This is a genomic window from Rothia sp. LK2492, from assembly GCF_040946345.1.
GTDB lineage: Bacteria > Actinomycetota > Actinomycetes > Actinomycetales > Micrococcaceae > Rothia > Rothia endophytica.
Genome location: NZ_JAYWLX010000004.1, coordinates 165,484 through 178,078, shown reverse-complemented (window position 1 = coordinate 178,078; position 12,595 = coordinate 165,484). Strand labels below are relative to the sequence as shown.

The window sequence follows — 12,595 nt, the reverse complement described above, 5'->3', positions numbered from 1 at the left end:
CTTGGAGGGATAGCGGTTTGCCTCCCCCTTGTTGCCGCTATGCTGAATATCTTTGATAAGCACAGTTGCACATCTTCAAGACTTTGATTTACACCGCCAACCAAGAATAGTCATCAAACAAAATGTTTTACTTTACAGATCAATATTAATCTTTTTAATTTCATCTGAATATTTTAGACAATAGGATTCACCATATTCCAAAAAGTCCCATATTCTGATAATTTTATTAATTGAACTCCGAGCCCCCATTTTATGATCAAGATAAAAAGTCTTATCCTCCAATAGAATTTTTTCGATAAATGCATGCAAATCATCTTTATCAAGCTTATCTCTAAGAAAAGGAATTTCTGAGATTTGTTTTTTAACATTGTTTGGATATCTAGAAATAATTTCTTTTACACTCCCCTCCCCTATCACATACCCCTTCCTAGATTTAGGTATGTACGAATCATAATTAAGATTACTTAGCAACATTTTCTGAATTTCAGGTGGCAACAATAGAGGACTTATATCTTGAATATATTTATAGAAAGGAAGACTGTAACCCACCCCCCTAGCAACACCGGGAATTGTTTTTTCAGCAATTCTTGAATTGTCCCAATTCCTATCGTTTAAAATCATCTCGAAATATATTTCTGCAGCCGTTATTGAAACGTATCCACGATCCGACATAGAATTGACATCTGGAAACTTCCCAAATCCAACGGCTACTTGAAAATCTTCATCATTAAGGATTTTATCAACATCTTGGACATAAATTTTCTCACTGGCCTCTTGTGATATAGATAAAGAATACATAAATTTCTTTAGTTTTCTTATGGCCGCAACTGGGAGCTGAGTTCTATTGCTATGAATCGTCTCGAAGATTTTAACAAAAGTATCAGCTGAAATTTCAGTTGCCTCAATAGTTCTATTGGAGTTTAGCTTTATTAAAACTTTTTTCACTTGAACTTTATTTTGACCTTCAGCCCATTTAATAAAGATCAGGCGACTAGAAAGTTTAGCCAGCTGTTCGGTGTTTAAGCAATTTCCAATTTCCTCCAGCACCCCTTGAATATCCTCATCCTGGAGCGAGTACCCCATGAAAATGACTGGATGTTCAACAAATATTGTCAAAAGCTTTGCAGCTATATATTTATTTTTTAGTCTTATTAGTTCATAGTCACTAGAATTTATTAAAATCGATGATGGGGTCTTAACGCATCCATGTATCTTATAAATTTCAGCTATATTATAACTCTGACTAAACAATAATTCATCCTGAGATGAATATGTTTCAAACTCAAATACGTCTTCAAGGAGACAATCATAGTTTGTTGTAATTATCCCTGCGATTGAATTTTCATTTAAAAGCTTTAGAGGCTTATTCAAAAGTGGGAACACACCCCACACCCCACCAACTAGACAACGGCCCCACCGAAGGACAATCTTGAGCGTTAAATCGCCAGAAATAACCTCAAGCCATACCGGAAGAACCGTTGCTCCACCAGCGTACAACAGGGCTCACACCTCAGCAATTCACCGTGCTCCTGACAGCCCTCACCTCTCATATCACCTGGGCAAAACCAGGCGGAAGGCCGCCAGCGCTCACCCTAGCCCAGGCGCTGAAAGTGACCTTGCTTTATCATCGACACAACCTCACCGAAGAACTCCTCGCAGAAATCTTCAGCACCTCCCAGCCCACCATCTCACGGACCCTCAACACCGTTGAAAAAGCACTTGAGAAAGTCTTCAGGCCGCTGGAACAGTCCTTAGAAAACAGCCTGAAGATCCCTGGTTCACTGGTTATCGACGGCACCCTGATTCCCACCTGGAACTGGCGTTCATTAGGGAAAATAAACTTTTCTGGTAAGCATAAACGAGCCGGTTTCAACCATCAAGTGATTTGCACCCTGGGCGGGAAACTACTGGCCATCACTGACCCAATCCCTGGCGCTAGGCATGATGTCTATGCCTTCAAGCATCATGGCTTGGAAAGATATCTTGATGAGAGCACTTTGGCTGATAAGGGTTACATCGGGTTGGGGTTGGCCACCCCGGGACGGCGTAGTAAGGCCCGCAGGATGCCTGCAGATGTGAAGGTGGTGAACAGGTTCATTAATTCACGCCGATCGGTGGTGGAGCGGGTGATTGCCCAGGTCAAGACCTGGCGTGTTTTGCATACAGGTTTCCGGCGGCCGCTGAGCGTGTATGGGCGGGTGTTTGCGGTGGTGCGGGGGTTGGTGTTTTATGCGGCTGGGAGGACTTTTGAATAAGCCTCTTAGTTTTTCAATTTCCTCCTTATATCCATCCTTTATTTTTCTTTGTTTAGAAATAAGATTAGATATTTCAAATTTTATTGGACTTAGTCCATTATCAAAATCTAGGTCTCTGCAAATTTTTCTTGAGTCACTGAATTTATCATCCGTAAACCACACAGCGTCTAATTCTGCGGAAAGATTATCACACAGAGTTGTCATTAGTCGATTATAATTTCCTTCGTCACCAGACTCCACTTGCGATTTTCTTTTAATCTTATGGAAAAAGAAATCATCATCGCTAATTAAGTTCGCTACACTACGAAGTAAACCTTCCCAATCTGGAAGACCCAAGTATCTTCTGCTAATCCCTGACCCGACAAAAAGAAACGGTAAAGCATCATTCTCCGATAGAATTTTTCTCAGCTCTTTTACTTGTTTCATACAACTACCTCATTTGTTCTGTGGAGATTTTATATTCTAAACCTTGCGAATTAATGTAAATTTATTCACTCTATATAAAATATCTATGAAATTTCTTTGCTCAGCGGCAACTGGAACCAATAGATTTGAAAGTTGAGTTTTATTTATAGAGGCGATACCTGTTGTTTGCTTGGCACTCTTCAAAAAATATGCACGAGCACGGTTATCCGCTAAGTAAGCCTCTACGTATTCGGGAAGTAGACCAGAATCTTCATTTAATCTCACCCGAAAAATATGGTTCTGATGAATAGCCTCAGGTAGCTCCTCACGCCAGATAGTGCCACGGCCAAGCTTGTCGTGGTCGCCGCCCTCAGTCAGCACCAAATCGCCATTCTTCAAACGATAACGTTCAATTTCAGCTTCTGTTGCGTCGATTTCTTTCACTACCTCGAGCTTCAAAGCCCCAGCTTGCACGTTTGAAACCGCCAAGTACGGAACCATCCTAGTAGGTTCCTTAGCTTTTCTCCCCTTGGTAATTCCAGATACCACCTCAGCGACATCACCAAGTTTCACAAGGTTCTCGTTAAAGTCACCAAACATCTCGCGGAAGACTGACTTCTCCAACTCCGCTAAGAGCTCGCGCTGGCGCTCACGTTTCTGCTGAATGAGCTCCTGCAAGTCTCGTTGCTCAACAATTTTCTGTTGTTCTTCAATACTTGGTTTCGCAAAATTTTTTTCTTTAAGAAATTTAAAATGCCTAGAATATCCAGCATCCGGAATCTGAGTATCTTTTAGAATCCAATATAGATACTTTGGTAAGAATCTATCTTGCACTTTCAGCACTTTAACTCCGTCAGCACCAAGAGCAAACGGAAAGTCGATATACTTAACGGCCTTTGTATGGTCTCCAAAAATAATGACAGGTAACTCAACACTCGTCATTTGATTCTCAGGAGTTGTATACCCAGCAATAAAATTTTGGCTTTGATCGATTACTGGTATATCGCCTTCTAGCTCATACGCATTCTTGGGGACCTTCTGATTACCGCCAGTTTTATCCCTAAAAGCCTGGGCAAAAGGTACCCGTTCAATCTCACTCACAGCCCCATCACCTTCTTCAGCTGGTCGATGTGCTCGCCGATTTCGCGCTGGGTCTGCTCCAGCTCATCAATGATTTCCTGGGGTGAGCGGTAGGCAACCTCCTCGAACTCAATCTCCTTATAGCGGTTCAGCGACAGGTCATAGCACTGCTCCACAATCTCACTCTTCGGCACCGTAAAGGACTTCTCGGTGCGGGCACGCTCCCGTTCCACGCCGTCCCGCTTGCCCCAGCGTTCCAGCACGTCAGGCAAGTCATTAGCCTCTACCGGGTTGCGCTTATCATCCAAACTGAAACCATCGGCGGCAACGTCATAGAACCAAACCTCATCGGTGCCACCCGAATTAGTCTTGGTGAAGAAGAGAATCGCCGTCGAAACACCCGCATAGGGCTTAAAGACACCCGAGGGCAGCTTCACCACTGCGTCCAGCTTCTGCTCCTCCACCAGCGCCTTGCGGATATCCTTGTGAGCCTTCGAGGAGCCAAACAGCACGCCGTCCGGAACAATCACCGCCGCGCGTCCACCGGGCTTTAGCAGCTTCAGAAAGAGCGCCAAGAAAAGCAGCTCAGTCTTCTTGGTCTTCACAGTGCGCAAGAGGTCCTGGCTAGTGGACTCATAATCCAGCGACCCAGCAAAGGGCGGGTTAGCCAGAACCAGCGAATACTTCTCAGCTTCCTCAGAGGCGTCCTCACTTAGCGAATCGCGGTAGCGGATATCCGGGTCGTTCACCCCGTGCAACATCATGTTCATCGATCCAATGCGCAGCATAGTCGAATCGAAGTCATAGCCGTGGAACATACCCGAATGGAAGTGCTCACGGTCCCCCGGCTTGGTAAACGGGTCACGATGGTTACGCATATACTCAGACGCCGACACCAAGAAACCTGCTGTACCGCAGGCAGGGTCAACAATGACGTCCTGAACGTCCGGAGCCATCATTTCAACCATCAAATTAATAATGTGGCGCGGGGTGCGGAACTGGCCATTCTGGCCAGACGTTGCCAGCTTAGAGAGCATGTACTCGTAGAGGTCGCCGGTAGTATCCAGGGCATCCATGGGCAGGGCGTCCATCTGATCCACCACCTTCGCCAGCAGAGCAGGTGAAGGAATACGGAAGTTAGCGTCCTTCATGTGCTCTGAATAGGTGGACGCTTCGCCGCCCACCTGCGCGCCCAGGTTACGCAAGAAGGGGAAAATGGCGGTGTTCATCAGGTCGAACATGACCTGCGGGTCCTTGTTCTTGAACTCGCTCCAGCGCAACAGCTGCTGGCCTTCGCCAAAGACGGGGTTCTCCACCGGCTTCTTGGTCAGCCGTGCTTTTCTCTCTGCACGAATCTGCGTATCGTCCAACCTGCGGAGGAACAGCAGGTAGGTCATTTGCTCAATGACTTCCAGGGGGTTAGAGATACCGCCGGACCAGAAGTCGTTCCAGATGCGGTCAATACGCGATTTAGTCTCGCCTGAGATTGCTATAGCCATAGGCTCATTATATGGGGATTGAAGCACCCTAGCCGGGTGCCCGCACCTTGCGTAAACTGAAGTTATGAGAGCAAGCGAAGATTCACTGAGACTACTGCAGCTCATCGCCCAGAACAGAAGTTCTATCGACGATGTGTTCCGTCAGTATGGGGCGACGAACCCCAGACTGTTCGGTTCAGTTGCACGCGGTGACGCTCACGAACACAGCGATATCGACATCATGGTAGATATAGCCGACACCAAGGGTGGCACTATTATGAAGCTCGCCGGCATCTCGGAATCCCTGCGGCGTCTGCTCGGTGTGCGGGTCGATGTGGTGACCCCCGCCGTCCTACGAGAAAAAGTTTCAGCAGAAGCAAAGAAAGAACTCGTGGCGATATGAGTCGTAATGCTTCTGACCGTCTTGAAGACATTCTCGCGGCGATTAACGCCTGCTTCGATTACACCCAGTACCTTACTGATGCCAAGCTATCGCCAATGGCGATGGACGCCATTGAACGCAACCTGGCTACTATCGGCGAAGCGGTAAACCACCTGCCAGACTCCTTGACGAATCAGCATCCGCAGATCGATTGGATAGCGATTATAGGTCTAAGGAACTTCCTTGTTCATGAGTACTTCGCAATCGATCATGAAGTCATTTACGAAATCTTAGATAAGTACCTTGCACCGCTCAAAGAAACCGTTGAGCTTGCCAAAGGTAGCTTTTAGGCACGATTAGGCCGCCTCAGCCCGCTCCCTAAAGCGCTGCAAGATTGACACCAGGTTCTCGGCGCCGTCGTCCCCGAACATATCAAAGGGGTCACCCAGCGAAGTGTAGGGGTCCTCGTAGAGCCTGCCCGGGTCCACCATGCCGTTGACGGACAGCTCCTCAATAATGCGCTGCACAAACCGTATCTGCTGGGCAGAAAAACGTGACTCATCCAAGAAAACCGCGAACTCCTCCTGCACTGCGGCGCGTTCCAAGCCAACCAGCGAGCGCACAAACACGCCCATCCCGCCATACTTGCTGGATGCGGCGTCCATGTTCACTCGGGTGCCAATACCGGAGCTCTCAATCAGCTGTTCCAGGGCGGCAAAGTCCGCCCGGGTGAGCTGCTTGTTGCGGAAGACTTTCTGCATAGCCATTGAGTCCAGGTGCTGGCGCAGGTAGTCCTGCATTTTCTGTTCAAACCGCTTGGAGTCCATGCCCACCTGGGTGTTGATAACATCCACTTCGCGGTGTTCAATCACGGTGTCTTGGAAGTTGGTGTAGACCACCTTGCGCTGTGCCTTATCGAGCAGATGGGCGATGCCGCGCAGCTGTTTGCGGGCAAACTCGAGCAGGGCGGGGGTGACGCCCTCCCACCAGTCGTCGGAGGTCAGCTGCTCTAGCAGGGCGGCTTGGTCCCGCACGGCAGGCACCGTGGTTTTGGTCAGCAGGTTCTCGGCTAGTCGCTGGGCTACATTGCGTGCCTTAGCTAGACCCGCTGTGTCTGCTTGTAGCACCGCCAGCTGGGCGCTTAGCATGAGCAGGTCAAACTGCTTAGCCTGTAGCTGCCCCTCGACTTTCACGGTGGATGCCACCGCACCCAGGCTGAGGGCTTCGTCCAGCTCGCCAGGGCTCAGTTGCTGCCAGGCAGAAGGCTGGTTGAACTTTTCGACCGCCGCGCGGTGGGGGCGCACCAGCACGTTATCCAGGTTCATGCTGCGCACAAAGTTAGATAGCTGGCCGGTAAGGTCAGCGGCATAATCGCCAAAAGCTTGCGGGCCACCGGGGGCAGAAACAAGAGCACCGGCAACCGCCGCGCGAGCCTCAAAAATACGCTGGGTCAGCGGCTTAGAAATCTGCCCCTCAGCACCGGGCAGATTTTGCGAGAAGTATTCGAGATTCTGGCAGAAATCAAAGACCAGAAAGTCCTTCTTATCGTCGCCAGGGCCAAAGACATCCGGGCAGAGGCGGGTGCCGCGGCCCAGCATCTGCCAGAACTTGGTCTTAGAGCGCACCAGCTTGAAGAAGACCAGGTTGAGCACCTCGGGCACATCGACGCCGGTGTCCAGCATATCCACGCTAATAGCAATACGCAGGGGTGAAGCTGGCTCAGAGAACTGGTCAATGGCGCCCTGGGCGTCATAGGTCTTGTTGGTAATCACCGTGGCGTAGGTGCCGCCATAACCGGGGAAAAGAACATTAAACCGCGCATAGATAAAATCAGCGTGCGCCTGGTTCTTAGCAAAGATGATGGTCTTGCCCAGCCGCTCACCGTCGTCCACCCTGTAGCCGTGCTGCATCAGTGTGGTCAGCACTTTATCAACCGTATCAGCGTTAAAGAGAAAGCGATTCAGCGCTTCAGCCGTTACTTCGTCCGGGGTTTCATCGCCCCAGTCCGCAGCGTCCCACTCCTGCTGTTGCTCGGCGGTGAGCTGATCGTAGCGGATACCTTCGCGCATAAACTGGGTGCCCACACTCACGCCGCGGGCAGGTACCAGGTACTTATCAGCGACAGCTTCTTCGAGGGTATAAGCATCGGTGGGCACGCCTGCTTCAAGGTCAAAGAGGCTGTAGGTGTTGAAGTCCACCTCATCCTTGGGGGTGGCGGTCAAGCCCAGGAGCAGGGCGTCAAAATACTCAAAGATTTCCTTGTACTTGGCATAGACCGAGCGGTGCGCCTCGTCCACCACAATCAGGTCAAAATAGCCCGGCCCAAACTCGCGCAGAGTCAGCCCGGAATCGTCCAGGGTGCGGTTAATGATGTTGAGCATGGTGGGGTAAGTGGACGCATACACCCGCCCGGTGGCGTCCTTCTCGGTCACCAGATTGACGGTTGCCAGCTGCGGCAGGTGCTTCTTGAAAGCGTTAACCGCCTGGTTTACCAGTGCAGTGCGGTCAGCCAAGAACAGCACACGCTTGACCCAGCCAGCACGCGAGAACATATCAACCATGGCAATCGTGGTGCGAGTCTTGCCAGAGCCCGTAGCCATCACCAGCAGGGCCTTGCGTTGTTTAGCGTCAAAAGCTTCTGCCACATGGGCAATCGCCCGGAGCTGGTAGGGGCGGCCAGCAATACCAGTATCGACCTGCTGCCCTGCCAGCTGCTGACGGTCACGACGGCGAGCAATCATCAGTTGCAACTCGTCAGCCGTCAAGAACCCGCGGATCTCGCGCGGTGGGTAACCCGCCGCATCGTCCCAGATATAGTGCTGGTACCCGTTGGTATAGAAAATAACCGGACGCTGCCCAAAGCGTGCTTGTAGAGCATCAGCGTAGAGCTTGGCCTGGTCCCTGCCAATGTCAGCTGACTCACGGGAACGCTTAGCTTCTACCAGACCCAGGGGCGTGCCGTCCGGGCCCCAGAGCACATAGTCAACAAAACCCCGCCCACTGGGTGTAGGCATACCGGTAACCTCGAATTCACGGTCAGCGGTGCTTTCCAGTGGCCAGCCAGCCTCCTGCAACAGAAGGTCAATGAAGTGATCCCGAGTAGCTGCCTCATTGTAATCATGAGTATCCGGCAGGGTCTTGGCCGCCTGCGACTCTTCCAGAGCGCGTAGGAGCTCCAGAATCTTGGCGTCCTTCTCAGCCAGCTGTTGCTGGTAATCCTGGGCGAGCGCATCTAACTCTGACTGGCGTTCAGCCTCCATCTGCGCCATGCGTTCCTGCGACAGGGCAGCCTGCCGGGCCTTAGGTGTGAGTGCAAGGTCAAAAGGCTGACGCAGGGGTGCCTCTTGCGAATGCCGACTATGGTTATAGACCGCCCACACCATCAGGTGGTAGAGATCCTCAACGGAGCGTCGGGCGTCCCTCTCATTGATGATGCGCACCTTATGGGCGGCGTCATTACCCAGTAGGCGAATAGTCTTGAATTTCAGCCGCTTATCTTGGTCGAGCAAGAGCGAAAAACCGTCAGCGGCAACCATGGCAGCCAGCGTCGCCTGGTAAGGCATGGGCAGGTTACGCACCCGGTAGATGTAATGCACCAGAGTTTCAATAGCACGCCGCGCATAGAAGCAAGCAGTCGGTGAGTCATTACCTAGGTAAGCCTCAGCGCGGTAGGCGTCCTCGTACAGTTCGGATACGGAACGCTTCAGAAACTCAAAATTACTCACGTCACAATTTTACACGGCAGCATACCGCCCACCCCTAGTTCGCCGGGGCGAAGGAGACACTGCGCTGTGCCAGCCAGTCCAGCGCACTGGATGTTCTCTGAGGTCGTGGCGCAACCCATCACCATGGGCACTGACTATAAGGTGCTCATGGAGCTGGCGCGAGAGAACGAGATTCACGTGCGCGATGATATAGAGCTGGGCACCGCCTCATTGTGTTACGGACCCAGATCCGCGGCGTGCTGGCCTTCCTCTTTACGAAACCCGGGAGTAAAAGCTAGACAGATGCGGTCGGTAAGGTAGGTCACTGAATTACACTGTTCTCATGGCTACCCTCTCCCGCCGCGTCTTTATCGCCGCCTCAGCATCCGCCCTGCTCGTTCCCGCTCTCGCCGCCTGTTCATCTGGTTCGGGGGCGCAAGAGTTCGCCGAGCAACTAGCTCAGGGACTTTCCAAGAAAGATATGAGCGGCATCAAGCTCAGCCAGGACGTCCCCACCGGCGCGGATGATTTCAACCGGGCAGTGGGTTACATGAAGACCGCTACCCCAACCGTCTCCGTGGAGTCACTAGCGAAAGCGGACGGGGGCCAGAAAGCGACACTGAAATGGTCCTGGAAAATTCCCGGCTCAACCCAGACTTTTGACTACACCACCGAGGCCGCTCTGCTTGAAGAAGACGGGGAATGGGCTTACCGCTGGACACCCGCCAGCATCCACCCAGATCTGGCAGAGGCTCAGGCACTACGCCTTGACATCAGTTCCGCTACCCGCGGTGATATTACCGGAGCTGGGGGCGAGAAAGTGGTGACCCTGCGACCGGTGGTCACCCTGGGCATTGATAAATCTAAGATCAGCGACCCCGCCGCGCAGGAGGCATCAGCCCGCGCTCTTGCACGATTAGTTGAAATTGACCCCGATACCTACTGGTCGGCAGTTCAGGCAGGTGGCGAGCAGCAATTTATCCAGGCTATTACCCTGCGCCAGCCCGCCTTTGACGCCCTAGACCAGCAGGCACTAGACACCATTGAGGGCTACCACGGCGCAATCGGTGAACTCCCCTTGGCACCCAGCAGCAACTTTGCCCCCGATATTTTAGGACGTGTGGGTGAAGCAACCGCAGAGGACATCGAGGCATCAGAAGGCAAGCTCTTGGGCGGTGAAACCATTGGACGCGGCGGCTTACAGGGACGCTTTAACGACTTACTAGCCGGGTCGGTGGGTTACACCGTAAGCCTGGTTGAGATTGATGAAACCGGTGCTCAGACAAGTGAGGCGGCCCTGAAAAACCTCGTCAGTATTGAACCCACCCACGGCACCGACCTAGCCACCACTCTGGATGTGAAATTACAAGAAAAAGCGGTGGACCTCCTCAAAGACCAGGAATCACCCAGCGCCCTGGTAGCTCTGAGACTGTCCACCGGTGAGCTACTGGCAGCCGCCAATGCTGAAGCCTCTGAAGGTTTTTCCACTGCCTTGCTCGCCCAGTACGCCCCGGGGTCCATCTTCAAGGTAGCCTCAGCTCTAGCTCTGCTACGCCAGGGTAAGACTCCCGAGTCGCAGGTTGAGATTACAGACTCGGTGAATGTGGACGGGGTGACCTTCAAAAACGCACCGGGCTACCCAACCTCTGCCACGGGCTCACAGACCCTCACCACTGCTCTGGCGCAGTCAGCGAATACCGCCTTTATCAATGAGCGCGATACCGTTTCGCAGGCTAACCTTCAAGAAGCAGCCCACGGGCTGGGTGTGGGGATGACCTTGGATTTGGGTGTCGATACTTTCATGGGTAACGTGCCCGATGCAGATACCCAGGCCCTGCACGCTGCCTCCCTGATTGGTCAGGGCGAAGTGTCGGTATCACCTCTTTCTATGGCGGTGCTGGCGGCCTCCGCAGCTCAAGGGCAGATAGTTACACCGGTGCTCGTCAAAGGCCAGGACCTAGCGGACGCCCAGCCGGCAGCGGGAGTTACCGTCACAGCCGCTGAGTCGAAGCAGCTGAAAACCATGATGCGGGCTGTTGTCACCGAGGGCTCCCTGGGCGATTTGCGTCAGCTCACTCCTGATACCGCTCTGGGCAAGACTGGCACCGCCGAGTACGGCAAGGAAACCCCACCCAAAACCCACTCATGGGTCATCGCCGTGCACGAGGACATGGCGGTAGCGCTAGTAGTTGAGGACGGCGACTTTGGATCAGTGACCGGGCAGCCCATCGTCAAGGCTTTCTTACAGGACTAGAGCACCGGCATCCTAAGTCTAAAACACCCACTTTGTCGGGCAGGTATACCCCCCGAAGCGGGTGCTAACGGCACAAGACGGGTACCTTGGCTATCGCTGACGCTGCCCCGCAACGGTTACAACTGCGGGAATTTCGCTGGTAAGGGTTGGGGTTGTACTATCAGAACCTCACGCCCCACTATCTCTGCCCCGGCGTTCTGCCCGGTGGCTGTTTGAAAGACGCCCATGCTCGAGCTTGATCCCCTCCTGTGGTTTCGCCTCATTGACGTAGCCGCTATTGTCACCAACGGTCTACTGGGCGGTGCTGTTGCGAGGGCCCACCGGTTCGATATTATTGGGTTCATTATCTTCTCGGTTATTACCGCTATGGGTGGCGGCGTCATCCGCGATCTCATGCTCGACACCGGCTTCCCGGTTGCCCTGACCGACAGCTACTACTGGATCGCCGCTCTTAGCTCAGCAGCCCTCGCTTACACCATCGACCTTGGTGCCCACTGGGCTGACCGCACCCTGCTAGTCGCTGATTTTCTAGGAATGGGCTGCTGGACGGCTACCGGCACCATCAAAGCACTCAGCCTGGGCCTGCACTGGTTACCTTCCATTGCCCTGGGAGTTGTTACAGCGGTAGGCGGCGGCGTCATCCGCGATGTCATGGTGAACCGCATCCCCGCCATTCTGGGCGGTAGCCCCCTCTACGCCACCGTAGCCTTTGTGGGTGCAGCCGAGGTCGCCGTCAGCGTCACCTATTTCGATGAGCCCGTACTCGGCATGTGGCTTTCTATCGTCAGCTGCCTGGTCATGGGCCTGCTGGCTAGATGGCGCCGCTGGCAGCTACCTGCACCGGCCCAGATTCGCTTGCGCGTGCCTCGTCCGCGCCTGCTGGGTAAACGGCGTAAAGGTACTAGGGTTCCAGTAGCGGCACAAGCATGGCAGCCGGGTGAGCCCATCACCGCGCAGATGCAGGCCATTGACGCTGAGCTCATTGAGCAGGACCGCCAGCGCAAGGGGCTCTAAAGACACTCAATAACGAAAGTACC

At 52.7% G+C, this 12,595-nt stretch carries 9 protein-coding genes; 5 read left to right on the top strand and 4 right to left on the bottom strand.

All coding sequences use genetic code 11. From position 1 onward, the window contains the following. Positions 1 to 132: 132 nt before the first annotated feature. Positions 133 to 1,497, bottom strand: coding sequence for an SIR2 family protein (locus VVR27_RS06315; RefSeq protein WP_368547605.1), 1,365 nt, complete (start codon positions 1,495 to 1,497; stop codon positions 133 to 135). 26 nt (positions 1,498 to 1,523) lie between these two features. Here VVR27_RS06315 and VVR27_RS06310 point away from each other — a divergent pair, with 26 nt between their 5' ends. Continuing rightward, on the top strand, positions 1,524 to 2,255 hold the full coding sequence (locus VVR27_RS06310; protein WP_368547604.1) for a transposase family protein: 732 nt from the start codon (positions 1,524 to 1,526) through the stop codon (positions 2,253 to 2,255). A gap of 462 nt (positions 2,256 to 2,717) precedes the next feature. On the opposite strand, the gene VVR27_RS06305 is transcribed toward VVR27_RS06310, so the two are convergent. Together VVR27_RS06305 and VVR27_RS06300 are read right to left on the bottom strand one after the other, a co-directional pair. After that, positions 2,718 to 3,761, bottom strand: a complete 1,044-nt coding sequence (locus VVR27_RS06305) for a restriction endonuclease subunit S (RefSeq protein WP_368547603.1) — start codon at positions 3,759 to 3,761, stop codon at positions 2,718 to 2,720. Beyond that, positions 3,758 to 5,239 carry an N-6 DNA methylase gene (locus VVR27_RS06300; RefSeq protein ID WP_368547602.1) on the bottom strand — a complete coding sequence of 494 codons (1,482 nt, stop codon included), beginning with the start codon at positions 5,237 to 5,239 and terminating at the stop codon, positions 3,758 to 3,760. The genes VVR27_RS06305 and VVR27_RS06300 overlap by 4 nt, the downstream gene beginning before the upstream one ends. Before the next feature lie 64 nt (positions 5,240 to 5,303). Between VVR27_RS06300 and VVR27_RS06295 the strand changes: the two genes are divergently transcribed. Both VVR27_RS06295 and VVR27_RS06290 read left to right on the top strand, forming a co-directional pair. After that, complete coding sequence (locus VVR27_RS06295; protein ID WP_368547601.1) at positions 5,304 to 5,621, top strand: nucleotidyltransferase family protein; 318 nt, start codon at positions 5,304 to 5,306, stop codon at positions 5,619 to 5,621. Then, positions 5,618 to 5,950, top strand: coding sequence for a HepT-like ribonuclease domain-containing protein (locus tag VVR27_RS06290; protein WP_346923881.1), 333 nt, complete (start codon positions 5,618 to 5,620; stop codon positions 5,948 to 5,950). The genes VVR27_RS06295 and VVR27_RS06290 overlap by 4 nt, the downstream gene beginning before the upstream one ends. A gap of 6 nt (positions 5,951 to 5,956) precedes the next feature. On the opposite strand, the gene VVR27_RS06285 is transcribed toward VVR27_RS06290, so the two are convergent. Next, positions 5,957 to 9,325, bottom strand: coding sequence for a DEAD/DEAH box helicase family protein (locus VVR27_RS06285; protein WP_368547600.1), 3,369 nt, complete (start codon positions 9,323 to 9,325; stop codon positions 5,957 to 5,959). A gap of 322 nt (positions 9,326 to 9,647) precedes the next feature. Here VVR27_RS06285 and VVR27_RS06280 point away from each other — a divergent pair, with 322 nt between their 5' ends. After that, positions 9,648 to 11,558: a penicillin-binding transpeptidase domain-containing protein gene (locus tag VVR27_RS06280; RefSeq protein ID WP_368547599.1), complete on the top strand. Its 1,911-nt coding sequence runs from the start codon at positions 9,648 to 9,650 to the stop codon at positions 11,556 to 11,558. A gap of 225 nt (positions 11,559 to 11,783) precedes the next feature. Next, positions 11,784 to 12,572: a trimeric intracellular cation channel family protein gene (locus VVR27_RS06275; RefSeq protein WP_368547597.1), complete on the top strand. Its 789-nt coding sequence runs from the start codon at positions 11,784 to 11,786 to the stop codon at positions 12,570 to 12,572. Positions 12,573 to 12,595 lie beyond the last annotated feature (23 nt).

Excerpts from the sequence above, each read along its gene's own strand:
- VVR27_RS06300 (WP_368547602.1), bottom strand. The coding sequence starts at position 5,239 with ATGGCTATAGCAATCTCAGGCGAGACTAAATCGCGTATTGACCGCATC.
- VVR27_RS06295 (WP_368547601.1), top strand. The coding sequence starts at position 5,304 with ATGAGAGCAAGCGAAGATTCACTGAGACTACTGCAGCTCATCGCCCAG.
- VVR27_RS06290 (WP_346923881.1), top strand. The coding sequence starts at position 5,618 with ATGAGTCGTAATGCTTCTGACCGTCTTGAAGACATTCTCGCGGCGATT.
- VVR27_RS06280 (WP_368547599.1), top strand. The coding sequence starts at position 9,648 with ATGGCTACCCTCTCCCGCCGCGTCTTTATCGCCGCCTCAGCATCCGCC.
- VVR27_RS06275 (WP_368547597.1), top strand. The coding sequence starts at position 11,784 with ATGCTCGAGCTTGATCCCCTCCTGTGGTTTCGCCTCATTGACGTAGCC.